General features: G+C 56.8%; 23 protein-coding genes. 13 read left to right on the forward strand and 10 right to left on the reverse strand.

What is annotated here, in order from left to right; genetic code table 11:
- Positions 1–42 precede the first annotated feature (42 nt).
- Both yajD and LG383_RS08150 read left to right on the forward strand, forming a co-directional pair.
- Positions 43–390 (forward strand): HNH nuclease YajD, encoded by a 348-nt coding sequence (gene yajD / locus LG383_RS08145; protein ID WP_106992874.1) that lies wholly within the window; start codon positions 43–45, stop codon positions 388–390.
- 301 nt (positions 391–691) lie between these two features.
- Complete coding sequence (locus tag LG383_RS08150) at positions 692–910, forward strand: cold shock domain-containing protein (protein ID WP_106992873.1); 219 nt, start codon at positions 692–694, stop codon at positions 908–910.
- A gap of 101 nt (positions 911–1,011) precedes the next feature.
- On the opposite strand, the gene LG383_RS08155 is transcribed toward LG383_RS08150, so the two are convergent.
- Entirely contained in the window at positions 1,012–1,182 is a 171-nt protein-coding gene (locus tag LG383_RS08155; protein WP_312077461.1) for a YnfU family zinc-binding protein, read from the reverse strand.
- A 327-nt stretch (positions 1,183–1,509) separates the two neighbouring features.
- Between LG383_RS08155 and cspA the strand changes: the two genes are divergently transcribed.
- Positions 1,510–1,722 carry an RNA chaperone/antiterminator CspA gene (gene cspA / locus LG383_RS08160; RefSeq protein WP_166182458.1) on the forward strand — a complete coding sequence of 71 codons (213 nt, stop codon included), beginning with the start codon at positions 1,510–1,512 and terminating at the stop codon, positions 1,720–1,722.
- 45 nt (positions 1,723–1,767) lie between these two features.
- Here cspA and LG383_RS08165 read toward each other — a convergent pair whose 3' ends face one another.
- The 4 genes from LG383_RS08165 to LG383_RS08180 form a co-directional block, all read right to left on the reverse strand.
- A complete protein-coding gene (locus LG383_RS08165; protein ID WP_166182457.1) occupies positions 1,768–3,465 on the reverse strand; it encodes an NAD-dependent malic enzyme in 1,698 nt (565 codons plus the stop codon).
- 175 nt (positions 3,466–3,640) lie between these two features.
- On the reverse strand, positions 3,641–3,778 hold the full coding sequence (gene sra, locus LG383_RS08170) for a stationary-phase-induced ribosome-associated protein (RefSeq protein ID WP_225758801.1): 138 nt from the start codon (positions 3,776–3,778) through the stop codon (positions 3,641–3,643).
- 80 nt (positions 3,779–3,858) lie between these two features.
- Positions 3,859–4,074 (reverse strand): biofilm-dependent modulation protein, encoded by a 216-nt coding sequence (gene bdm / locus LG383_RS08175; RefSeq protein WP_106992870.1) that lies wholly within the window; start codon positions 4,072–4,074, stop codon positions 3,859–3,861.
- Between the two features lie 142 nt (positions 4,075–4,216).
- A complete protein-coding gene (locus LG383_RS08180) occupies positions 4,217–4,738 on the reverse strand; it encodes a VOC family protein (RefSeq protein ID WP_225758802.1) in 522 nt (173 codons plus the stop codon).
- A 134-nt stretch (positions 4,739–4,872) separates the two neighbouring features.
- Between LG383_RS08180 and LG383_RS08185 the strand changes: the two genes are divergently transcribed.
- Positions 4,873–5,301: an OsmC family protein gene (locus LG383_RS08185; protein ID WP_106992868.1), complete on the forward strand. Its 429-nt coding sequence runs from the start codon at positions 4,873–4,875 to the stop codon at positions 5,299–5,301.
- Between the two features lie 25 nt (positions 5,302–5,326).
- Here LG383_RS08185 and LG383_RS08190 read toward each other — a convergent pair whose 3' ends face one another.
- Complete coding sequence (locus tag LG383_RS08190) at positions 5,327–6,232, reverse strand: LysR family transcriptional regulator (RefSeq protein ID WP_166182455.1); 906 nt, start codon at positions 6,230–6,232, stop codon at positions 5,327–5,329.
- Between the two features lie 125 nt (positions 6,233–6,357).
- On the opposite strand from LG383_RS08190, the gene LG383_RS08195 reads away from it, so the two are divergent.
- On the forward strand, positions 6,358–7,107 hold the full coding sequence (locus LG383_RS08195) for an SDR family oxidoreductase (RefSeq protein ID WP_225758803.1): 750 nt from the start codon (positions 6,358–6,360) through the stop codon (positions 7,105–7,107).
- Here the strand turns inward: LG383_RS08195 and LG383_RS08200 are convergent.
- Positions 7,104–8,084, reverse strand: a complete 981-nt coding sequence (locus LG383_RS08200; RefSeq protein ID WP_225758804.1) for a mannuronate-specific alginate lyase — start codon at positions 8,082–8,084, stop codon at positions 7,104–7,106. The genes LG383_RS08195 and LG383_RS08200 overlap by 4 nt on opposite strands.
- 153 nt (positions 8,085–8,237) lie before the next feature.
- On the opposite strand from LG383_RS08200, the gene LG383_RS08205 reads away from it, so the two are divergent.
- From LG383_RS08205 to glgX, 5 genes are all read left to right on the forward strand, one after another.
- The gene (locus LG383_RS08205) at positions 8,238–9,455 is read left to right on the forward strand and encodes a diguanylate phosphodiesterase (RefSeq protein ID WP_225758805.1); all 1,218 of its coding nucleotides are present in this window, start codon (positions 8,238–8,240) and stop codon (positions 9,453–9,455) included.
- A gap of 217 nt (positions 9,456–9,672) precedes the next feature.
- Complete coding sequence (locus LG383_RS08210; RefSeq protein WP_225758806.1) at positions 9,673–11,223, forward strand: methyl-accepting chemotaxis protein; 1,551 nt, start codon at positions 9,673–9,675, stop codon at positions 11,221–11,223.
- A 254-nt stretch (positions 11,224–11,477) separates the two neighbouring features.
- A complete protein-coding gene (gene treZ, locus LG383_RS08215) occupies positions 11,478–13,250 on the forward strand; it encodes a malto-oligosyltrehalose trehalohydrolase (protein WP_225758807.1) in 1,773 nt (590 codons plus the stop codon).
- Entirely contained in the window at positions 13,250–15,766 is a 2,517-nt protein-coding gene (treY, locus tag LG383_RS08220; protein WP_225758808.1) for a malto-oligosyltrehalose synthase, read from the forward strand. Before treZ ends, treY begins: the two co-directional genes overlap by 1 nt.
- Before the next feature lie 29 nt (positions 15,767–15,795).
- Complete coding sequence (glgX, locus tag LG383_RS08225) at positions 15,796–17,871, forward strand: glycogen debranching protein GlgX (RefSeq protein ID WP_225758809.1); 2,076 nt, start codon at positions 15,796–15,798, stop codon at positions 17,869–17,871.
- A gap of 9 nt (positions 17,872–17,880) precedes the next feature.
- On the opposite strand, the gene LG383_RS08230 is transcribed toward glgX, so the two are convergent.
- The gene (locus tag LG383_RS08230; protein WP_106992861.1) at positions 17,881–18,159 is read right to left on the reverse strand and encodes a VF530 family DNA-binding protein; all 279 of its coding nucleotides are present in this window, start codon (positions 18,157–18,159) and stop codon (positions 17,881–17,883) included.
- Between the two features lie 106 nt (positions 18,160–18,265).
- On the opposite strand from LG383_RS08230, the gene LG383_RS08235 reads away from it, so the two are divergent.
- From LG383_RS08235 to LG383_RS08245, 3 genes are all read left to right on the forward strand, one after another.
- Positions 18,266–18,751 (forward strand): metallophosphoesterase, encoded by a 486-nt coding sequence (locus tag LG383_RS08235; protein WP_225758810.1) that lies wholly within the window; start codon positions 18,266–18,268, stop codon positions 18,749–18,751.
- Between the two features lie 68 nt (positions 18,752–18,819).
- Positions 18,820–20,076: an MFS transporter gene (locus LG383_RS08240; protein ID WP_225758811.1), complete on the forward strand. Its 1,257-nt coding sequence runs from the start codon at positions 18,820–18,822 to the stop codon at positions 20,074–20,076.
- Between the two features lie 71 nt (positions 20,077–20,147).
- A complete protein-coding gene (locus LG383_RS08245) occupies positions 20,148–20,735 on the forward strand; it encodes a hypothetical protein (RefSeq protein ID WP_106992859.1) in 588 nt (195 codons plus the stop codon).
- A gap of 42 nt (positions 20,736–20,777) precedes the next feature.
- Here LG383_RS08245 and LG383_RS08250 read toward each other — a convergent pair whose 3' ends face one another.
- Together LG383_RS08250 and LG383_RS08255 are read right to left on the reverse strand one after the other, a co-directional pair.
- Positions 20,778–22,118, reverse strand: a complete 1,341-nt coding sequence (locus LG383_RS08250) for a glycoside hydrolase family 10 protein (protein ID WP_225758812.1) — start codon at positions 22,116–22,118, stop codon at positions 20,778–20,780.
- A gap of 78 nt (positions 22,119–22,196) precedes the next feature.
- On the reverse strand, positions 22,197–22,730 hold the full coding sequence (locus LG383_RS08255; protein ID WP_225758813.1) for a dihydrofolate reductase family protein: 534 nt from the start codon (positions 22,728–22,730) through the stop codon (positions 22,197–22,199).
- Positions 22,731–23,035 lie beyond the last annotated feature (305 nt).

Below are 23,035 nucleotides of genomic sequence, written 5' to 3' on the forward strand. Positions count from 1 at the left end.
TACTGGCGTAAAATTAGCTTTTTGCCACAGGTAACTTCAGCAATGGCTCTGATCCCTAAAAACTACGCGCGGCTGGAAAGCGGCTACCGCGAGAAAGCACTTAAAATCTATCCGTGGGTATGCGGACGTTGTTCGCGGGAGTTCGTTTATTCGAACCTGCGTGAATTAACGGTTCACCATATCGATCACGACCATACCAACAACCCGGAAGATGGCAGTAACTGGGAGTTGCTGTGTCTGTTCTGCCACGATCATGAGCATTCCAAATACACGGAAGCGGATCTGTACGGCACCACCGTGGTAGCCGGTGAAGACGCGCAAAAAGATGTCGGTGCGGCGACCTACAACCCGTTTGCCGATTTACAGGCGATGTTGAATAAGAAGAAATAATTGTCGAAACGCCGGGTGGCGCTGCGCTTACCCGGCCTACGAAAAATAATGCGCTGGTATTCCCGATTATTCTCGTTATTTTTTTTCGGGTCGTCGGTATGGTTAAGATAAATTTGCTTATTGACACTGGACGTGCATTAATAAAATCTTCGGTTCGACATACAAACGAACGTAAAAATTTTACTAAGTAGTTCTCATAACCTGGCGCTATCGCTGATATCCCCTCCCTTTGAGCCCAGACGTTTAATCCATTACGTTTATTATGAACGCTCACCTCTATTGATGCTCAACAGGAGTCAGTATGTCCGCAAGAATTACAGGCCTGGTAAAGTGGTTCAAAGAAGACAAAGGTTTTGGTTTTATCTCCCCGCTGGACGGGAGTAAAGATGTCGCAGTACATTTTTCTGCGCTGGAAGATGATAACGTCGAAACGCTCTTTGAAGGGCAAAAGGTTGAATTTACCATCCGCAGTGACGACAAAAGGCCTACCGCCACCAGAGTAAGACTGTGCGACAGATAAACCGCATCACAGGTCTGCTTTAGCGATCGAACGTGAGTTATATTGCCAAATGAGCCGGTAACGCAACGAATGCATCCGGAGCATTTGGCAATTGCTGATTTTTAAATTCGCTGGGTGGATTTAAATAAGGTACTGCAGTACGGGCAGACAAGTTGAGCCCCTTTCTGTACGCGGCTAAAGCTATGTTCAGAATCTTTTGAACAGCCTGGGCATGGGCATTTTACTAAGTAATTACGACGGGCTTGCGTGTTTTTACGTCCGGACATAGGCATCTCCTGATTTAAGGGATTGCCACCTTACACGCTTAATCATCCCGATGCTTGTATTTATTTTTTTTGTCGGGCATTTAGCCATCCGGGTGGTTAAGTGGTTAAGATAAAAAACATAAACATTGCATAATTAATTTTCTTGTGTCTTAATGGCTTATCGGTTTGGAAAACAGACCTTATGAAAGCAATTTTAGTAAAGCAGTCCTCAGTTCAAGTGTTATCACCCGATACCCTTCTTCATGAGCCTCCTCCTATAGTGCCTAATAAGTCACTCTAAAATACAGGCCATCATCGCCGCGGTTAAGTGGCTCATCAATTAAGGAAGTATTTATGTCTAACAAAATGACTGGTTTAGTAAAATGGTTTAACGCTGACAAAGGTTTCGGTTTTATTACCCCTGACGACGGCAGCAAGGATGTATTCGTGCATTTTTCTGCGATTCAGAGCGATAATTTCAAGACCCTTGATGAAGGCCAGAAAGTTTCCTTCACTATTGAAAGCGGCGCTAAAGGCCCTGCTGCCGGAAACGTATCAGCGCTTTAATTTGCGCTTGATAATAAAAAACCCGCCTTGAGCGGGTTTTTTATTTTATATCGACGTTCGACGGTAGCTGCGGTACTCCGGCTGCCAGAAGTTCTCGTCAATCGCCTGCTGCAACGCATCGGCAGAGGTTTTCACCGCCACGCCTTGCTGCTGCGCCATCTTACCCACGGCAAAAGCAATCGCCTTCGACACCACGTGAATATCCTTCAGCTCCGGCAGTACCAGCCCCTCACCGTTGTTAACCAGCGGGGAGTGCTTGGCCAGGGTTTCGCTGGCAGACATCAGCATCTCATCGGTAATGCGTGAGGCGCCGGAGGCGATGACACCCAGGCCAATTCCCGGGAAGATATAGGAGTTGTTGCACTGGGCGATCGGGTAGGTTTTATCCTTCCATACCACCGGGGCAAACGGGCTGCCGGTCGCGACCAGCGCATTGCCTTCGGTCCAGGCGATGATATCCTGCGGGGTGGCTTCCACGCGGGAGGTCGGGTTCGAGAGCGGCATCACGATCGGGCGCGCGCAGTACTTATGCATCTCGCGGATGATCTCTTCGGTGAACAGTCCAGTCTGCCCGGAGACGCCGATCAGGATATCCGGCTTGACGTTGCGCACCACATCCAGCAGGGAGAGCACTTCGTTGTCGGTATCCCAGTTTTTCAGGTTCTCGCGCTTTTGCACCAGTTTGGTCTGGAACGGAAGCAGGTTCGGCATCGCATCGGTGAGCAGGCCAAAGCGGTCCACCATAAAGACGCGCGAGCGGGCCAGCTCTTCGCTTAAGCCTTCCCGCTGGGTCTGGGCGATGATCTGCTCAGCAATACCGCACCCGGCGGAACCGGCGCCGAGGAAGACGATCTTCTGATAGCTTAACTGGTTGCCCGCCGCGCGGCTGGCCGCAATCAGTGTGCCGACGGTCACTGCCGCGGTGCCCTGAATGTCGTCGTTAAAGGAGCAGATTTCGTCGCGATAGCGATTCAGCAGCGGCATGGCGTTTTTCTGGGCGAAGTCTTCAAACTGCAGCAGCACGTCCGGCCAGCGATGTTTCACCGCCTGGATAAAGTCATCCACAAACTGGTAGTACTCGTCGTCGGTGATGCGCGGGTGACGCCAGCCCATATACAGCGGATCGTTAAGCAGCTGCTGGTTATTGGTACCCACATCCAGCACCACCGGCAGGGTGTAGGCCGGGCTGATGCCGCCGCAGGCGGTGTACAGCGACAGCTTGCCGATCGGAATACCCATCCCGCCGATCCCCTGGTCGCCCAGACCGAGAATACGTTCCCCGTCGGTCACCACGATCACCTTGATGTTGTGGTTCGACACGTTCTGCAGAATGTCATCCATGTTGTGACGGTTCTGATACGAGATAAACACGCCGCGCGAGCGACGGTAAATTTCGGAGAAGCGTTCGCAGGCGGCCCCGACGGTCGGGGTGTAGATCACCGGCATCATCTCGTCGAGATGGTTTTGCACCAGCCGGTAGAAGAGGGTTTCGTTGGTGTCCTGGATATTGCGCAGGTAGATGTGCTTATCGATTTCGGTTTTGAAGCCCTGGTACTGGATCCATGCGCGCTCGGCCTGTTCTTCGATGGTTTCCACCACTTCCGGCAGCAGGCCCAGCAGGTTGAAGTTGCTGCGCTCTTCCATGCTAAAGGCGCTGCCCTTGTTCAGCAGGGGGAACTCCAGCAGAACCGGACCGGCATAAGGGATGTAAAGGGAACGATGTCGGGTTGCTTTGTTTTCCATGTCACTCACTTAATTTTTGGAAATCCGTCCCTGGCACTGGTGTTAATCATTGTGGCTGTCGTGCCCGCAGGGGATGTCAGGCAGGTATTATAGAGGAGGTGGATGTTAAAAACCGCAACATACAAACAAAAACACCATCGGTTTTGCCGATGGTGTCAGGGATCGTTGAGCGAACTTACTTAGGTTCGTGGCATTTTCTGCCGGTGGCGTTGGTGACCTGCGTTTCGCTGTCACCCTCAATCACCACTTTACGCTGGTTAGAGAGCTTGTAGTTCAGTCCCAGAATATGGCGTGCCTGACGGTTCGATTTCATATTAACTCCTCAATCCTGTTGATAGTGATAAGGCGAACGAAATGTAACCCCTAAGGTTGCTGATCCAGCATAGCAGATTTTCAGAAACTGGCGTGCTGGCCGCTGACGACGTAGTTAATGGTCTGCTGGTAGATGTCACTGAGGATGTCATTATCTGAGGCTTCTACCCATTTGGTGAGTTCCATCAAAATGTCATCTTCGGTGACAGCGCCCAGTTCTGCGCGTAAACCCTGTGCAATTGCATTTACCAGCTCCGGCTGTGCGGATGGTGTGGTTGCTGAAGTATAAGTAAACATAGTGCCTCCGTGTCGTTTTCTATTTAGTGTTCCGGTTCGCAATAACGTAATGCACATTCAGAATGGCAAAATTTTATCGTGCTGTGTGTAAGACTCGTCCTGGAAATAAAAATATCATAATCCCTGTTCTTTTAAGGATATATCATGGCTTCCAGCGACGCAGGTCCGTGTATTTTTCATAAGGCATAGGTGAGGGCCAGGATATCAATTCAATCACGCTTCCCCAGGGCGTTTTACCGTAGCAAAAGGCGTTGCCTTCTCCCTGTTCCGCCGGGAAGGAGAGCGGCTTAGGCTCGGTAAACATTTCGCCACCCGCCGCCGTGAAACGGGCTATCGCCTGTGCGAAATCATCGACATAGACGGCGAAATGTTGCAGACCAAAGTCACTTGGCCGTGCCGGAGGCTGCTGCTCCGGGCCGTGCATCTCAAACAGTTCAACGCCCGGCCCGTGGGGCATCGCCAGCATACGTATGGCGCGAACCTCAGTTCCCGGAAATAAGCGCAACGTCTTCTGCTGGGCATCAGGATCGATATTTCCGTCCCCGGGTTCAACGGAACGATATATTTCTTTCGCGTTAAACGCCTGCTCAAAAAATAGCGTGGCCTGCTTAATATCCGGCACGGTAATACCGATATGGTCAATACCTCTTACGGGTGAATTCATTTTGTCCTCCTTTTTAAAAATTCAAATATAGCAGGTGAATATCTGCGCAATGGGATGAGAATGTTCCGTCTTGGCCGCAAAGCGCGATCTCTCTTCTATACTTAACCCCTTGTAAGCCAAAAGGAGAGCAATTTATGACAATTCACAAGCACGGTTCGGCACACTGGTCTGGCGATATCAAACGCGGCAAGGGGACGGTTTCCACCGAGAGCGGCGTCCTTAATCAGCAACCTTACGGCTTTAATACCCGCTTTGAAGGGGAAAAGGGCACCAACCCGGAAGAGCTGATTGGCGCGGCGCACGCGGCCTGTTTCTCGATGGCGCTGTCACTGATGCTGGGCGAATCTGGTTACACCGCCGATTCCATCGACACCACTGCCGATGTGTCGCTGGATAAAACCGACAGTGGCTTTGCCATCAGCAAAATTGCATTGCAGAGTAAAGTGACCGTCCCGGGCATTGACCCGCAGCAGTTTGATGGCATCATTCAGAAGGCCAAAGCCGGGTGTCCGGTGTCGCAGGTGCTGAAAGCTGAAATCACCCTCGACTACACTCTGAACTAAGCCTTTCGCCGGGCGCCATGCCCGGCTATCCCTTCACCGCCTGCGGAAAAACCTCCCCCAGCCACGCGATAAATACCCTTAAACGCTGCGTCACATGCCGGTTCTGTGGATACACTACGTAAAACGGGTAGTGCGGCGGACGCCATGTCGCCAGAATTTCCACCAGCGATCCCGCCTCAATCAGCTCCCTGACGGAGTAGCGAAAGGTCTGGATAATCCCTATCCCGGCAACGGCCGCCGCCAGATGCGCATTGCTTTCGTTGATCCCGATATGGTGCTGCAGGGTGATGTCCCGGGTTTCATCGCCGTGGGTAAAGCGAAACGGCACCGCGCGACCGGACACCGGAGAGAGATAGCTCACCAGCTTATGACCATTACGCAACTCCTCCGGGTAGGCGGGGATCCCGTGCTGCTTCAGATAGCCCGGTGTGGCGCAGGTGACCATCTCCGCATTGCCGATATGCCGGGCAATCAGGGATGAATCCCCCAGCGCGCCGCCGCGGATCACGCAGTCGACGTTACCGCTGATTAAATCCACTGGCCGGTCTGCCACCCCCAGGTCGATACGGATATCGGGATAGCGACGCATAAAATCCGGCAGCAGCGGGATCAGAACGTCCCGCGCTGTCGAGCCGCCCACATCGATTCGCAAATGCCCCTGCGGCTGAAGTTTTACCGCGCTAAAGGAGGTGTCGATATCTTCGATATCAATCAGCACCCGCCGGGCCTTGTCGTAATAATCCTCTCCTTCCGGTGTCGATGTCACCCGGCGGGTAGTGCGCTGCAACAGCCGCACGCCCAGATGCGCCTCCAGCGCCTTCACCAGCTTGCTGAGCGTAGCGATGGGCATGTTCAGGGAGTCCGCCGCCCGGGTAAAGCTGCCGGTTTCCACCACGCGCGTGAAAGCGCGCATTGCCATTAACTGATCCATAGAGCGGGCCCTTACAAGCGAGGATTATTTACGTGAGGAAAAAGTGATTCCCATTTTTGCTGATTTTTCGCTAATGCCGCAAGCGGTAGAGTGCGTCCACACCCACAACGCACAAGGTAAATCACATGAACTCAGCATTAGCAGGCAAAATCGCACTCGTCACCGGCGGCACCAGCGGTATCGGTCTGACAACCGCAAAAGAGCTGATGGCTCAGGGGGCGAAGGTGTACATCACTGGCCGCCGTCAGGCTGAACTGGACAACGCCGTCGCCAGTCTGGGCGGGCAGGTGACCGGTATTCGCGCCGACGCGTCACGTCTTGCCGATCTCGATACGGTGTATGCGCAGATCGCCGAACAGGCCGGACGGCTGGACGTGCTGTTCGCCAATGCGGGCGGCGGGGATATGCTGCCGTTGGGCGCCATCACCGAAGAACACTTCGACCGCATCTTCGCCACCAACGTGCGCGGGGTGCTGTTTACGGTACAAAAGGCGCTGCCGCTGCTGGTTGCCGGGTCGTCGGTGATCCTCACCGGCTCGACCGTCTCCGTGAAAGGTACCGCTAATTTCAGCGTCTACAGCGCCAGCAAGGCGGCAGTCAGAAACTTTGCCCGCTCCTGGGCGCTCGATTTGCAGGGGCGCGGGATCCGGGTCAACGTCGTCAGCCCGGGTCCGATTAAAACCCCGGGGCTGGGAGAGCTGGTGCCGGAAGAACAGCGTCAAGGGCTGTTCGATGCCTTAGCCGCAACGGTGCCGCTGGGTCGCATTGGCGAACCGGAAGAGGTGGCCAAAGTCGTGGCGTTCCTTGCCTCCGATGCCGCCAGCTTTATCAATGCCACCGAGCTATTCGTGGATGGCGGGATGGCGCAGATTTAACGCTGATAGAGCAGGGTGAGATTGCCGCCGAGGCGGCGATCCTCTGCTGGACGGCTGGCTTGCAGGCGTGACAGCGTGTCTGAATCGCAGTGAGTCATGGCGCACCAGGGCTCCAGCCACTCCAGATGAGCCTCATTCTGTCGCAACACATACCCCGCCAGCCGCGCCAGCGCACCCTCGTTCTCTTTTATCACATCCACCTGATTGGCTCTGGCAAAACTGGCGATCATTACCAGCGGCTGCAGGGCATAATTATGGTAGAACTGCGCCCGCTCACCGCGGCGCTGTTCATTTGCCAGCGTGCCGTCGGCAGCAATTTGCCCCGCGGCGATGCGGTACTCTTTTAACGACCAGTCGAACAGATCCCGCCGGTCGAGCGCCACGGCGCTGGCCATCACCGCCCATGCTGCCCAGTAGCTGTGATTATTGGTGCTTTTCAGCGGCAGGCCGTCCCACTCCTGTACCACCCGATCCGCCAGCTGGCCCAGCCAGCGTTCAGTGTCCTGTTGTCCGCCAGAGGATGTATCCGGCGTAAACTTCAGATCCAGCCAGCTGCTGGCCAGCGTCGCCAGCGCCCATTTGCGCATGGCACGACCGGTGTGGCTGGTCTCCCCGGAGAGTAACGCATCTGCTTTAGCCCAGGCCGCGTAGCCGTCCAGAATACAGTCCAGGGTCTGCGGATCCCCGCTCTGTTTATAGCGCCACACCATCGTCGAGATCCCGCGTTCAAAGCCGACGACAGGTTTGATTGCCGTGCGATATGCCTGTTCGGCCTGCGGATTGAGGGTGGCGCGGGCGCTGTCGGACCCTTCATATTTACTGCGCAGCGTCAGTGGGGCGATATAGGGCGCGGGCAGGGGAACGCAGCCACCTTTTCCCGTGTGCGGTAGCGCCTGGGTAAAACCGGCGGGCGGCACCAGCGGAGCGGCGAGGGCGTACACCGGTAAACAGAGCAACAGCCGCAGCGTACGTTTCATTTTCATCTCCGCCAGAATTAAACATTCATATTGATTGTTTTTGAGCCGAATCGCTTCTTTCCTGATATATCCTTTTAATACTATTAGTCGATAAATGTAATTTATGTTAAACAATAGTTTATAAGGCCTAACACTCTATCGGGAACAATGACTGTGCTGACGACACTCATTTACAAAAGCCAGTTAAATCCATCCTGCAAATCTATATCCCTCCTCACACTTGTTGAAAAGGCCAGGAAAAACAATACCGCGCTGGATGTCACGGGTATTTTGCTGTTTAACGGTCATGATTTTCTGCAGATCCTTGAAGGCTCTGAAGAGGTCATTGAGACCTTGTTCGCGAAGATCGGCCAGGACAAGCGTCATGACAGCGTGGTGGAGTTGATGCGTGATTACGGCCCGCGCCGCCGCTTTGAAAACGTCGGCATGCTGCTGTTCGATCTGCGGATCGACACGCCAAAATCGGTGCTCTCATCGGTGTTGCGTTACAGCAAGCTGGATAATTATCTGGCGGCGGAAGACCGGGTCTTTAAATTTATTAAGACGTTTATCACGCAGCCCAAAAGAACGTCGGGCGGATCTCAGTTCCGGCCGGAGAGGTGGTCACTGGCCGCGGAGCATAACCCCTTTGGCGATGCCATCGCCGGGCTGATTGATAATCAGGTCTGCCAGTTTGCCCTGCAGCCCATCGTGCAACCCACCGAGGGCAAAATTTCCTCGCTGGAGGCGCTGATCCGCAGCAACGACGGCGGGAGCCCCGAGCGCTTTTTTAGCACTCTCGATCAGGACAAAGTCTATGAAGTGGATCTGCTGACCAAGGCATACGCCTTTGCGCTGGCAGAAAAGATTGGCATTGGCGATCATAAAATTGCCATTAACCTGCTGCCGATGTCGCTGGTCAATGTGCCCGGCGCCGTCGATTTTCTGATGGATCAGATCCTCGCCCACCGGCTACAGCCGGAGCAGGTGGTGATTGAAGTCACCGAAAACGAGATGATCTCCGGCTTTAACCAGTTCAACAGCGCCATCAAGCAGTTAAGGGCAGCGGGGATTGGCCTTGCGATTGATGATTTTGGCTCAGGCTATGCCGGGCTGTCGCTGCTGACCCGCTTCCAGCCGGATAAACTGAAAATCGATCGTGAGATTGTCAGCAACATCCATTTAAGTGGCCCGAAGCAGGCGATTGTGAAGTCGATCATCAGCTGCTGCACCGATATGGAGATTGCGCTGGTGGCAGAAGGCATTGAAAAAATTGAAGAGTGGTGCTGGCTGGAGTCGGCAGGCATCAGACGTTTTCAGGGCTTTTTATTCGCCCGCCCCAAATTAAACGGTGTGGGCGAAATTCACTGGCCGCACTTTCACCACGCTTAATCTTTAGACGATTAACTCTGCAGCAAATAATCATCCGCTAAACAGATAAAAAATTTCCATCTATGGCAGGGCCAAAATATCAGGTCCTGCTGTGCAATGTGATGATTTAAATAACTATTCACAGCAATATCAATATCCCTATAAATAAATAACTTTAATTCAATATTAAGGGGTGGATGCCGATAACACTTCAGACCGTTTTATTTCTGAGGTAGTTATGTCGTTAAAAAAGTCGTCCCTTGCCATTCTGTTAGCCCTGCTGTTTTTCTTTGTTGCCAGTGCCGCCAGTAATGTCTGGCTGGCCATTAAAAGCAATGATTCTCTGGATAACGTGAATAAAGAAATTCAGGTGGTGTTATCCATTATCGATCCCATTAACCACAGCCGTACCCTGCGCGTGCGGGTCATGGAGTACATGAAGCAGGTGGAGAGCGGTGACACCGCCGGTCTTGCGGAGAAGCTGGACTCGGTGAAGCTGGCGCTGACCAAAGCGGATGGCGCCTTCGCCGCCTTCAATGCCGCGCCGCGTCTGCCGGATGAGGCCCCGTTAGTGCAGGCTTATGATGATGCCTGGCTCGCCTACCGCAATCAGGGGCTGTCGCCGCTGATCGACGCGGCCTCGGCGCAGGATGCGGCAAAATTTGATGCCCTGATCCCGCAGATTTCCCGTCTCGACCGTCAGTATGAAATCGTCCTCGATCAGGTTCTGACGGTGCATCAGACATACGCGAAGCAGCTCAATGACGATGCGCGGGCGCATTTCGCCTCTGGCTTAACCATTATTGCCGCCTTTGCCGCGCTGTTTGTGGTGGTGATTATTGGGGTGAGCGTTCTGATGAAGCGCTTTGTCTTTGCCCCGATTAACCTGGCCCGGGAACACTGCAGCCAGATCGCCGCCGGTCAGCTGACGGAGGCCGTACCGCAGAAGGCGGGTTCGAACAATGAAATCGATCTGCTGATGGGCTCGATGGAGCAGATGCGTCTGGCCCTGCTGGATACCATCTCCCAGGTGCGCGAAGCCTGTCGCACCGTTAATTACGCCTCGCAGGAGATCGCCTCGGGCAACATCGACCTCGCTTCACGTACCGAGCAGCAGGCGTCAGCCCTGACGGAAACCGCCGCCAGCATGGAGCAGCTGAGCGCCACGGTCGCCAATAACACCGACAATGTGCATCAGGCCGGTAAGCTGGTGCAGGATGCGGTGAACAATGCCCGCACCGGGGAGGCGGTCACCCGCGAGGTGATCGAGACCATGAACACCATCGCCGCCAACTCCCAGCGCATTGAAGATATCACCAGCGTGATCAACAGCATCGCCTTCCAGACCAATATCCTGGCCCTGAACGCCGCGGTTGAAGCCGCTCGTGCCGGTAACCAGGGCCGCGGTTTTGCGGTGGTGGCGACCGAAGTGCGTACCCTGGCGCAGAAGAGTGCCGTGGCGGCGAAGGACATTGAAAACCTGATTGCCCAGTCGGTCTCCAGCGTCAAAAACGGTTCGCAGCTGGTAAATCGTTCCGGAGAGGTGATTCATGCCATCATCAGTTCGGTCAATAAAGTGAATGCGCTGATGGAGCAGATCTCGGTGGCGTCGGAAGAGCAGAGCCGCGGCATCGGCCAGGTCGGACAGGCGGTGACCGAGATGGACGGTGTGACCCAGCAAAACGCCGCCCTGGTGCAGGAGTCCGCCGCCGCGGCCGCCTCGCTGGAAGAGCAGGCGAAACACCTGACCCAGAGCATCGCCAGCTTCAGACTGCCGGAACCGGCATAACACGGGGGAGCGCTCCGGTCTGCTGGTGCGGCCGGTTCCCCCTCACCCCAACCCTCTCCCTCAAGGGAGAGGGAGCCGATAGTGCCCAATAGTTATCTTCTCCGCACCCTTAGCAGTGACCCATCTCACATTAATTTCCTGGTCTATGCTTGATGTTCATGCGCGGTTTAACACCAGCGCATTTTCTCTTTTTCCCTCTGCTTCGCGATAAACGCCGGGCAACCCGAGGATCATGGGTCAAACGAGGTGGTGGAATGACTGCTAAATCTATTAGGTATTGGGGTTGTGAATATAGCGATGCGAACAGCGTTCGCTTTCATCTGTGGGCCAGCGGTCAGCAGCAAATTTCCCTGCGCCTGAACGACGAAACACTGCCGATGAACCCGACCGGCGACGGCGGATTTGAACTGACGGTCAACAACGTTGCCCCCGGTTCAGTGTACAGCTTTATCCTGCCTGACGGCACAACGGTGCCCGATCCGGCCTCCCGCGCTCAGCAAGGGGACGTTAACGGCCCGTCGCTGGTGTGCGATCCTCACAGCTATGTCTGGCGCAACACCCACTGGCAGGGCCGGCCCTGGGAAGAGAGCGTGGTCTATGAGCTCCATATCGGGACCTTTACCCCCGAGGGCACCTTCCGCGCGGCCGCCGACAAACTGCCGTATCTGGCCTCGCTCGGCATTACCATGATTGAGCTGATGCCGGTCTCCCAGGCCGGGGGCAATCGCGGCTGGGGCTACGACGGGGTCCTGCTGTATGCCCCGCACAGCGCCTACGGCACGCCGGACGAGCTGAAAGCCTTTGTCGATACTGCCCACGGGCTGGGGCTGTCGGTGGTGCTGGATATCGTCCTTAACCATTTTGGCCCGGAGGGTAACTATCTACCGAAACTGGCCCCGGACTTTTTCCATCCGGAACGCATGACCCCGTGGGGGAACGGCATTGCCTATGACCTCGCCCCGGTGCGTCAGTTTATTGTCGAGGCGCCGCTGTACTGGCTGACGGAGTTCCACTTCGATGGCCTGCGCTTTGACGCTATCGATCAGATTGAAGACTCCTCCGACACCCACGTGTTGATTGAGATCGCCACCCGCATCCGCGCCGCTATCACCGACCGGCCGGTGCATCTCACTACCGAAGACAGCCGCAACGTGGTGTTTCTCCATCCGCGAGAGGCCGACGGCAGCGTGCCGCTGTTCACCGGGGAGTGGAATGATGACCTGCACAATGCCGTCCACGTGATGGCCAGCGGAGAAACCCACGCCTGGTACCAGGATTTTGCTGAAAAACCAGAGCAGTGGGTGGCAAGGGCGCTGGCTGAGGGCTTTTCTTATCAGGGGGAACGTTCCCCGCAAACCGGTGAACTCCGGGGAGTGAGCAGTATCGCTCAACCGCCAACGGCCTTCGTCGATTTCATCCAGAATCACGATCAGGTAGGTAATCGTGCTCAGGGCGATCGCCTGTTGAGCCTGATTGGGGAGGCGCGTACCCGGGTGCTGATGGCCGCGCTGCTGCTCTCCCCGCACATCCCCCTGATGTTTATGGGCGAGGAGTTTGGTGAAACCCAGCCGTTCCTGTTCTTTACCGATTTTCACGGCGATCTGGCCCGCGCGGTGCGGGAAGGGCGCGCGAAGGAGTTCAGCGATCACGACGAGACGGTGCCGGACCCCAACGAGCCGGAGACCTTTGCCCGTTCGAAACTGGACTGGAACAAACTCAATCAGCCTGATGGCCAGAACTGGCTGCGCTTTACCCAGCAGCTGTTGCAGCTGCGCCAGCGGGCGATTGTCCCGTTGCTGGCCGGCGCACAGGGCGGTACCGGCCGGGTGCTGAAAACCGCGCCGGGCTGCGTGGTGGTGAGCTGGACCTTTACACAGGGCACGTTGTCGCTGGCATTTAATACGGGTGACCAGCCTCAGTTGATGCCCGATATCGCAGGTGAAACGCTGTTTGCCTGGCCGGAAGGCCGCACGGAGCTGCTCGCGAACACCGTTATTGTACGTTTTGCACAAGGAGAACCAACCTGATGATCCCCACAGCGACCTGGCGTATTCAGTTTCGCAATGGCATGACTTTCGATCGTGCCGCCAGTCTGGTGCCGTATCTGCAACAGCTCGGTATCAGCCATCTGTATGCTTCTCCAGTTTTCACCGCCGCCCGGGATTCGACGCACGGTTATGACGTCACCGATGCTAACGAGATTGACCCTTCTATTGGCGGCCGGGCCGGTTTTGATCGGATGGTCAGCGCCCTGAAGGCGGCCGGACTGGGGTTGATCCTCGATATTGTGCCGAACCACATGTCCACCTCGCTGGAAAATGGCTGGTGGCGGGATGTGATTGAGCACGGGGAGAAGAGCCGCTACGCCCGGCATTTTGATATCGACTGGTCCCGGCGGCTGACGCTGCCGTTTCTGGGGGATGATTTTGATGTCGTGCTGACCAACGGCGAAATTAGCGTCCGGCGCGACCCTGAGACCGGTAAACCGGCGCTGGCTTATTTCGACACCTTCTATCCGCTGACCCCTGATAGCTGGGAAGGGCGGGAAGAGGAGGTGCTGAGCCTTCGCGATCCGACTGCCATTACGAAGCTGCACAACCAACAGCCGTGGCGGCTCACCAGCTGGCGCGATGCGCCGCGCGATCTCTCCTGGCGACGTTTCTTCGAGATCACCGGTCTGGTGGGCGTGCGGGTTGAGGACGACGCGGTGTTTGATGACAGCCACAGGCTGATCCTTGAGCTGGTGCGCTCGGGGGCGGTGGACGGGCTGCGTATCGATCACGTGGACGGGCTGGCCGACCCACGCGCCTACCTGCAACGTCTGCGGCAGGAGGCGGGTCCCGACAGCTATATCACGGTGGAGAAGATCCTCAGTAAAGGCGAGAACCTGCCCAAAGACTGGCCCATCTCCGGCACCACTGGCTATGAATTTATCGCTTCGCTGTCGGAAGTGCTGATTGACGATGACAAAATCGATGGCCTGCGCCAGGCCTATGACAGGGTGATGGGCCGCCCGGTGGATATGGATGCGGAACTGCGCGACGCCCGTCTGCTGATGGTGGACCGAAACTTTGCCGGGGAGTTTTCCACGTTGCTGATGCTGGCGGCAAATCTTGCCCGGACCGAAGGCATCAGTATCGAAGAGGAACCTCTGCGGCTGGCACTGCGCGAACTGCTGGTGGCCTTCCCGGTCTACCGCACCTATGGCACCGCACAGGGGATGTCTGCCGCGGATATGCGGCTGCTGAACCACGTGGTGTCGACGGTCAACGCCGATCCCGACGCCATCGCGCTGCTGATGCGCATTCTGACCGGCGAGGTCTCTGAGGAGGCGCGTGATACCGCCACTAATTTCCGCACCCGTTTCCAGCAATTGACCGGGCCGCTGATGGCGAAATCGGTGGAGGACACGCTGTTCTTCCGGCAGCACATGGATCTGGCCCTCAACGAGGTGGGAGCCGAACCGGTACCGCGCGCCTTCTCGCTGACGCGTTTCCACACCGAGATGGCCGCGCGTCGGGATCGTCAGCCGGACGCGCTCTCCGGCACCTCGACCCACGACACCAAGCGCGGGGAAGATGCCCGTGCCCGGCTCTATTCCCTGACCGAAGCGCCGGAGGTCTGGGCCGAGTGCGTGACCCGCTGGCAGCAGCTGAACCAGACTCATGTCCGCTTCCTGAATGACGGTACAGCACCGCGTGCCGCCGACACCTGGATGCTCTATCAGGCGCTGGCGGGGGTCTGGCCGCCGGAACTGGATACGCAGGATGTAGCGGGGCTGAAGGCGCTGGAAGCGCGTTTCCTCGCCTTTGTGGAGAAGGCGCTGCGCGAGGCCAAGCTGCGCACCGACTGGGTGGACAGCAACGAAGCCTATGAGACGGTGGTGCTGGAGTACGCCCGCCATCTGCTCTCCCCGGACAATCAGGATTTCCTGCAAGACTTTACCTCCTCGCTGCGGCCGTTTATCCGCGCCGGGCTGGTGAACAGTCTGAGCCAGACGGTGATTAAACTCACCGCCCCGGGCGTGCCGGATGTCTATCAGGGCAGTGAGGGGCTCAACTTCAGCCTCGTCGATCCGGATAACCGCCGCGAGCCCGATTTCGATCAGCTCCGCCAGCAGATGGCAACGGCGGATCGGCAGATTGCTACACGCGCAGCAAGCTGGCTGGATGGGCAGCTGAAGCTCTCCGTCACCCGCACGCTGCTGCATCTGCGCCAGCGCAAACCGGCGCTGTTCCGTCTGGGTAGCTATATGGCGCTCCTGACCCGTGGCGAACGGGCGGATAAGGCGATCGCCTACGCCCGCGTTGATGACGATGACGTGCTGATCGTAGTGGCACCGCGGCTGGCCCTGGCGAAAGCCGCCCAGGCGTTTCCGGTAACCGGAGCGGCCCTGTGGGGGGCGACAGAGGTGGTGCTTCCTCCCGAGCTTGCCGGACGCAGCTACCGGGACTGTTTCAGCGGTGAGACCCTGACGTTGGGCGAAAGCCTGCAATTGAGTGATGCACAGGATTGCTGGCGGGTGTTACTTGCCTGCGGCTAATGATTATTACTGTTCGAGGGAAAGACATTATGGCTTATGACAAAATTTATGAAATTCAGCCGGGGCAGAGTTATCCCCTTGGGGCGAATTACGATGACAAAGGGGTGAATTTTGCCCTCTTTTCGGCCTGCGCCGAACGCGTTGAGCTGTGTCTGTTTGACCCGAGTGGTAAATCTGAAATTGCCCGTCTGGAGTTACCGGAGTACACCGATGAAGTCTGGCATGGCTACGTCCCGGATCTGAAACCGGGGGCGCTGTACGGCTATCGCGTGTATGGCCCTTACGATCCGGAAAACGGGCACCGTTTCAATCCGCATAAGCTGCTGATTGACCCCTATGCAAGGGCACTGACCGGGGAGCTTATCTGGAACCCTTCCCATTTTGGCTATGAGCTGGGGCACGAAGAGCTCGATCTCAGCTTTGATACCCGGGACAGCGCGCCCTATACCCCGAAATGTCGGGTCATCGACCCGCGGGTGTTTGACGGCCAGGATCCCCATCGCCCGGCGGTGCCGTGGTCCAGCACCATTCTGTATGAAACCCACGTGAAGGGCTTTACCCAGCTCAACCCGGCGATCCCGCCTGAACTGCGCGGCACCTTTGAGGGGATGGGGCATAAAGCTACGGTGGACTACATCAAGAGCCTCGGCATCACCTCCGTTGAGCTGCTACCGGTACACGCGTTCCCGGACGACCAGCATCTGCTTGAGCGGGGGCTGAAAAACTTCTGGGGCTATAACACCCTGAACTTCTTCTCCCCGGCGTCGCGTTACGGCGGCCCGAATGGTATTCAGGGCTTCCGCGATATGGTGCGCGCTTTCCATGATGCCGGTATCGAGGTGATCCTCGACGTGGTTTATAACCACACCGCCGAGGGCAACGAGTTAGGCCCGACGCTGTCATTCAAGGGGATCGACAACTTCTCTTACTACCGCACCATTGCCGGGCAGCATCGCTATTATGTGAACGATACCGGCACCGGCAATACCGTGAATACCTCGCACCCGCGTGTGCTGCAGATGGTGATGGACTCCCTGCGCTACTGGGCGGAATCGATGCATATCGACGGCTTCCGTTTTGATCTCGGCACCATTCTCGGGCGCGAGCCGGAAGGGTTCGACCAGCGCGGCGGCTTCTTCGATGCCATGATGCAGGATCCGACCCTCTCAAAGCTGAAACTGATTGGCGAACCCTGGGATATTGGCCCCGGTGGCTATCAGGTAGGGGGCTTCCCGCCGGGCTGGGGCGAGTGGAATGATAAGTATCGCGATACCGTGCGGGAGTACTGGCGCGGGGATAACGTGTCCTCCGATTTTGCCGCGCGTCTGCTTGGCTCCGGGGATCTGTATGACCAGCGCGGGCGTCGCCCGTGGGCGAGCATCAACTTCATTACCGCCCACGACGGTTTCACCCTCAACGACCTGGTCTCCTTCAATGAGAAGCACAACGAGGCCAACGGCGAGGATAACAACGACGGCCACAATGATAACCGGTCATCGAATTACGGCGCCGAAGGTCCGACCGATGACGAGCAGATCAATGCGATACGCGAACAGCAGAAACGCAACTTCCTTACTACGCTGCTCTTCTCCCACGGTACGCCGATGCTGCTGGCCGGGGATGAGTTTGGCCGCAGCCAGATGGGTAACAATAACGGTTACTGTCAGGACAGCGAGATCAGCTGGGTACACTGGGAAAATCTCCCGGAAAGCGCCGAGACGCTGCGTAACTTCACCCGCCATGTGATCGAGCTGCGTACCAGCCAGCCGCTGCTGCGTCGTGAGAGCTGGCGTGACGGGATGGAGATCACATGGTTCAATGCCGGCGGCGGGCCGCAGCTGCCAGAGCACTGGGACGAGGGCACCACCCTGGGACTCTATCTCACCCGGCCCGATCTGCATGGGCAGAAGGGGATCTGGCAGGAGGTGCTGCTGTTAATCAATCCGTACGAAGGGGAGGTACCGTTCCGTATCCCGGAATGCGGTGAAGCGGGCTGGGTGCTGGAGCTGAGTACGGCAGGGGATGAGGACCAGGGGCAGTCAGTGAGCCCGGATACCGATTTTCCGCTGCCAGGCCGCAGTATCGTGCTGTTACGGCGGCCATAACGCGGGGCGTTACTTGTTGGCCCGCGCTCTGTCCCACGGGCTGGTGGATTCGGCGTCAGTCGGCGCGGGATCCTCCAGCGAGTCCAGATAGAGGGCTTCGACTTCGGCGCGGGCCCACGGGGTACGGCGCAAAAACTTGAGGCTGGATTTGACGCTGGGATCGCTGTTAAAACAGTTGATTTTAATCAGCTTTCCCAGCTGCACCCAGCCGTAACGCGCCACCAGGGCATTGATCTGCATCTCAAGCGTGACGCCATGCAAAGGATCTTTCGAAGGGTGAGCTGTCACAGGCATCCTTTTATTATCTGGAAAGGGGCGGAAAGCGGGGAAGGTTACAAGAAAAGCAGGGGGCCAGCAAGCGCCTTAACGGGCTCCCGAACCCAAGGAAAACGCGATGTTGATAGCCCAGGTTTCAGATATTCACGCCGCTCCCGACAACGATCATCTGGCCCGTTTTGACCGGGTACTCGGATGGCTGGCACAACTCCAGCCTGACGTGCTGGTGCTTTCCGGGGATTTGACCGACGACGGCTGGCTTGAGGGGTATCGACAGATCGCTGCCCGTCTGGGTAAGGTGCCTTATGCTTCCTTAATACTGCCGGGTAACTCAGACGATCGTCGTCTGATGCGTTCGGTATGGGGAGAGAACGCCTGGGCGAAGGATGCCTGCGACGGCGCGCTGCACATTGCTTCAGGGCACGTACACAGACCGATAGCAGGAATGTTTGCGGGCATTCCGGCACATATTTGTGCCTCCGTGTGTCCGGCCAATCCGGTCTGCTTTGGTACCGAACGGGTTCCTCCCGCTGAGGATGCGCCGGGTCTGATGATCCACCGTTACATGAATAGTGTGTTGACCAGCCATCATGTGAGGGTTTAACCGGCCGGGATGTTTTTGAAACGCTGTTCCTATATACTCTCTCTCCCGATCCCGCAGCTATTGACCCGATGAAAACAGATAATAAAAACCGTCGTGCCTTTCACTTCTCCGCCTTTCGCAATCTGTTTGCCGCCCGCTTCCTCACCGTGCTGGGCAATGGCATTGCCCCCATCGCGCTGGCTTTTGCGGTCCTGGATATTGGGGGATCGGTTTCTGATTTAGGTATCGTTGTCGCGTCCCGGTCAATCTTCAACGTGCTGTTCCTGCTGCTGGGCGGCGTCCTGGCGGACCGCTATTCCCGCAGCCTGGTGTTAGTTTCGTCTTCGCTGGTGGCAGCCGTCTCGCAGGCGATAGTGGCCTGGTCGGTACTGGACGGTTCCGCCACGGTGATCGGGCTGGCCTTGCTGGGGGCGCTCAATGGCGCGGCCGCCGGGATCGCCTTGCCAGCTTCGTCGGCGCTGATCCCTCAGACGGTTCCCGCGCAGAAATTGCGTGAGGCTAACGCCTTCCTGCAGGCCGGTATTTACGGTGGAACGGTGATCGGCGCGTCGCTGGGGGGGATTCTGATCAGCTACGTCGGCCCCGGCTGGGGTCTGGCCATTGATGCGCTGGGCTTCGCTGCCGCGGCGCCGCTCTACTCTTTGATCCGCGTGACGCGACTGGATGCCGGGACATCGCAAAGCAACATCCTGCAGGACCTGAAAGAGGGATGGAAAGAGTTCGCCAGCCGGGCCTGGGTATGGGCTATCGTCGTCCAGTTCACCATTATTAACGCCGCCTTCAGTGGCGTGATGATGGTGCTCGGGCCGGTGATTGCGGATGCCTCCTTTGGGCGGGCGCACTGGGGGATGATTATTGCGTCCCAGAGCGTGGGCCTGATCGTCGGGTCATCTCTCGCCCTGCGCTGGCGTCCGCGTCGAGACCTCTTCATTGGGGTCATGCTGATGTCATTCTGCGCCTTACCCATCTTCATGCTCAGCCAGCTTGCCGCTACATCCTGGCTTATGGCCGCGTTCTTTATGGCTGGCGTCACCTTTGGTCTGTTTGGCGTGGCCTGGGCTCAGTCGCTGCAAACCCACATTCCCCCGGAAAAGCTGGCGCGTGTCTACGCCTACGATGCGGTGGGGTCGTTTGTGGCCATTCCCTTCGGTGAGCTCATCGCTGGCCCGCTGGCGATCCAGTACGGCACCAGCAACGTGCTGCTGGTCTCCGCCGTTGCGGTGGTGATCGCCACGGCAGGGGCCTGCCTGGTGCCGGCTATCAGACGGCTCGAGAGTGGTTCTCAGGTGACATCGCGCACTATTGCCCCGGAAAACCACCCGTAGGCCGGGCAAGCGCACTTGGTTGAAGGAAGGGGCTGTATGCCCCTTTACTGCGGTTTTGGCCAGGTGAATCAATGGCTTCTTTCAATGATCAAACCGGAAAGGTAAATTTGACGGAAATTATTAGTAAGGCAAATATAAAGATGTTCAGAACCTACGCTGTTATCTCACTCCTCCTGGCCCCAATTGTTGGTCTCGCGGCCTCGCATGAAGAGATATTGCGCTTAAATGCCGTACAAAATCCTGGTACTCAGGTTATTTGTCATGTTCCGCTGAATATTGCCGCCGATCAGAATTCCGTCACCGTGGATTATAAAAACAGCATGACAGTGATCGCTAATCAGGGTGACACCCGGCTATATCAGGTGATCACAACCTTTATCCCCAATGGCACAACCACCTCTGTGCTCACCCAACGCTATAAACTCAGCGTCATTACGGACGAAACGGGACAGACGCATAAAATCGATCCCGATAGCGTCAGCGTGACCAGCCCCAGTTCAGCGGAGTTAGCCCGCATTAATGAAGACCAGCTCCGCAATGGACCCGCAAGTTATCAATCTGACAGCATGGTGACGGTGACTGATTTCCCGAACTTCACGATTCAGGGATATGATTACGGTCCCGTCACCGAATGTACTGTTTTGCCTGTGAAGGGGTAAATAAGCGCCCGGCATGTTATTCCTGAACGCGCAGGGCATTAACTACGACCCCCAGCGGGTTCGCAGATACCGCACTGCCTCCTGCGCCTGGGGCTGATTCAGGTTGTTCTCTCGGAACAGGATAGTGCCGTCGATCTGCGGCTCGGATTCGTTCAGATCCAGCTGTTTTTTCAACTCCGGCACGCCGCCTTGCACCGTCCAGTCAGGCTCCTTGCTCGAGGGTTCGCCCACCTTATACAGCGCGACACCAATATAGAGCCGGGTATGGGTTGGTTTCACCACGCCAGCCCACCATTTCGCCAGCACGTCATAGCGCGCCGCATCGCGGGAAAACGGCCAGTAGATTTGCGGGGCGATGTAGTCCAGCAGATCCTGCTGCACCCAGCGTCGGGTATCGGCGAAAGACTCATCGTAGGCTGCGGCACCCCGGGTATCGGACCCGGCCGGATCGTGAGAGCGGTTACGCCATACTCCTGCCGGACTCACGCCAAACTCAACGTTGGGGTTAATCTGCTTAATGGTCCGCGACACCTGGGTAATCAACTGCTGGGTATTATCACGTCGCCAGTCAGCTTTCGAGTTAAAACTCTGCCCATACTGGCGGTACGTCTGGTTATCGTTGAGCGTTGAGTTCGTGGATTCCGCATAGAAGTAATCATCGAACTGCACGCCGTCCACCGGATAGCGCGATACCACTTCCGCCACGATGCTGGTGATCCATTCCCGGGCTTCCGGAATGCCAGGGTCGAGAACATAGCGATCGCCTGCGGTGCGGATCCACTCCCGATGCAGAACAAAAACGCTCGGCGGGTTGAGCGACAGGGTACGGTTCAGCTCCGCGACCGTGCCGGGCCGGGTATTGGTCGTCACGCGGTACGGATTAAACCACGCATGGACCTTCATCCCACGCTTGTGCGCTTCATCGAGCATAAACTGCAGCGGGTCGTAGCCCGGATCTTCCCCGATTTTGCCGGTCAGCATATCCGACCATGGCAAAATCTTTGATGGCCATAACGCCGTGCCGTCCGGTTTGACCTGGAAAAACACGGTGTTAATCCCGAGACTTTTCAGGTTATCCAGCTTATCGGTCAGGGCCTTTTGCTGCATGGCGATCCGCGATGCGGCAGGGCGACCATTTACCGACGCCAGCGGTGGCCAGTCGAGACGAGAGACGGTCGCCAGCCAGACGCCGCGCACCGGTTCATGAGGTCCTGTTTTATCCGGCAGGGGCTGTTTAGCTACCGGCGGCAGCGGGGTGACCAGTGATTTGGGTGGGGTAGAGCTGCAACTGACCAGTAACAACGCCCAGGCGATCAGCGCGCCGGAGCGTTTAAGGTGGGTAGCAAGCTGAGAATGACGTGAGCAGGCGATGATAGACTCCATTTCTACAGTGTGTCGCCGGGAACATTTATTTTCGTTCTATTCGGGGGTAAGTCAATTCTTAACGATCAGGGTGATTTATCACCGCACCCGATAATGCGACTGCACCAGGCCCGAAGCGTAGCTACGGCTTGATAACAGCGTCAAATCGATATCCCCGGGCAGGGAACCGAACAGCGGTTTTCCCGAGCCGAGCAGGACCGGAACGGTAGTGATAACCATATCGGCGACCAGCCCTTCGCGCAGAAACGACTGTATGACTTGCCCGCCATCAATATAGACGCGCTTTACGTTCTGCGCCGCCAGGTCATTAAGCACTTCTTTTGGCGTGCGGCGGGAGAACTGCACTTTGCCCTTCAGCGCCTCGGGCACCGGGGTATCGGCCAGCTGTCGCGAGAGCACCAGCACCGGCCGATCGTAATGCCACGCCTCAAAGGTCAGCACCTTCTCATAGCTGCCTCGCCCCATAACAATCCACTCTTTGTCCGCGATGAACGCCGCATAGCCATGATCTTCTGTCGGATCGTCGCGCTGCAACAGCCAGCCGATATCGCCATCCTGTCGGGCGATGTAACCATCAAGACTGACCGCGATAAAAACGTGTGTGGTGACCATCTGGTGCTCCGTATTCAGATTGTAGCCGGGAAGTTGAGTGTAGAGATGTTAGCAGCAGAGTCATTAAATCGCGGCATCTCGACTTTCTTAGTACGCCTTCCCGTCGATTGCTTACACTTTATTGACGTGAGTTTACAAAAGAGGTGGGCAATGCCACAGACAACATCTCGTCTCTGGGCCGTATTGACCGGCTCCCTGGTCGCCCTGGTGGGGCTCGCATATATTATCCTCGGCGGCTGACTGGCCTATGTCGGCGGCCCCATGGTCTTTATCCTGTTCGGGATTGGCTTTTTGCTCAGCGGCGT

The sequence above is a fragment of the Leclercia sp. Marseille-Q4284 genome (assembly GCF_916618945.1).
GTDB classification, from domain to species: Bacteria; Pseudomonadota; Gammaproteobacteria; order Enterobacterales; family Enterobacteriaceae; genus Enterobacter; species Enterobacter tamurae.

Excerpts from the sequence above, each read along its gene's own strand:
- treZ (WP_225758807.1), top strand. The coding sequence starts at position 11,478 with ATGACTGCTAAATCTATTAGGTATTGGGGTTGTGAATATAGCGATGCG.
- LG383_RS08235 (WP_225758810.1), top strand. The coding sequence starts at position 18,266 with ATGTTGATAGCCCAGGTTTCAGATATTCACGCCGCTCCCGACAACGAT.
- bdm (WP_106992870.1), bottom strand. The coding sequence starts at position 4,074 with ATGTTTACTTATACTTCAGCAACCACACCATCCGCACAGCCGGAGCTG.
- LG383_RS08255 (WP_225758813.1), bottom strand. The coding sequence starts at position 22,730 with ATGGTCACCACACACGTTTTTATCGCGGTCAGTCTTGATGGTTACATC.
- LG383_RS08210 (WP_225758806.1), top strand. The coding sequence starts at position 9,673 with ATGTCGTTAAAAAAGTCGTCCCTTGCCATTCTGTTAGCCCTGCTGTTT.
- yajD (WP_106992874.1), top strand. The coding sequence starts at position 43 with ATGGCTCTGATCCCTAAAAACTACGCGCGGCTGGAAAGCGGCTACCGC.
- LG383_RS08240 (WP_225758811.1), top strand. The coding sequence starts at position 18,820 with ATGAAAACAGATAATAAAAACCGTCGTGCCTTTCACTTCTCCGCCTTT.
- LG383_RS08150 (WP_106992873.1), top strand. The coding sequence starts at position 692 with ATGTCCGCAAGAATTACAGGCCTGGTAAAGTGGTTCAAAGAAGACAAA.
- LG383_RS08180 (WP_225758802.1), bottom strand. The coding sequence starts at position 4,738 with ATGAATTCACCCGTAAGAGGTATTGACCATATCGGTATTACCGTGCCG.
- LG383_RS08155 (WP_312077461.1), bottom strand. The coding sequence starts at position 1,182 with ATGCCTATGTCCGGACGTAAAAACACGCAAGCCCGTCGTAATTACTTA.
- LG383_RS08165 (WP_166182457.1), bottom strand. The coding sequence starts at position 3,465 with ATGGAAAACAAAGCAACCCGACATCGTTCCCTTTACATCCCTTATGCC.
- treY (WP_225758808.1), top strand. The coding sequence starts at position 13,250 with ATGATCCCCACAGCGACCTGGCGTATTCAGTTTCGCAATGGCATGACT.
- glgX (WP_225758809.1), top strand. The coding sequence starts at position 15,796 with ATGGCTTATGACAAAATTTATGAAATTCAGCCGGGGCAGAGTTATCCC.
- LG383_RS08195 (WP_225758803.1), top strand. The coding sequence starts at position 6,358 with ATGAACTCAGCATTAGCAGGCAAAATCGCACTCGTCACCGGCGGCACC.
- LG383_RS08245 (WP_106992859.1), top strand. The coding sequence starts at position 20,148 with ATGGCTTCTTTCAATGATCAAACCGGAAAGGTAAATTTGACGGAAATT.
- LG383_RS08190 (WP_166182455.1), bottom strand. The coding sequence starts at position 6,232 with ATGGATCAGTTAATGGCAATGCGCGCTTTCACGCGCGTGGTGGAAACC.
- LG383_RS08250 (WP_225758812.1), bottom strand. The coding sequence starts at position 22,118 with ATGGAGTCTATCATCGCCTGCTCACGTCATTCTCAGCTTGCTACCCAC.
- LG383_RS08200 (WP_225758804.1), bottom strand. The coding sequence starts at position 8,084 with ATGAAACGTACGCTGCGGCTGTTGCTCTGTTTACCGGTGTACGCCCTC.
- sra (WP_225758801.1), bottom strand. The coding sequence starts at position 3,778 with ATGAAATCGAACCGTCAGGCACGCCATATTCTGGGACTGAACTACAAG.
- cspA (WP_166182458.1), top strand. The coding sequence starts at position 1,510 with ATGTCTAACAAAATGACTGGTTTAGTAAAATGGTTTAACGCTGACAAA.
- LG383_RS08185 (WP_106992868.1), top strand. The coding sequence starts at position 4,873 with ATGACAATTCACAAGCACGGTTCGGCACACTGGTCTGGCGATATCAAA.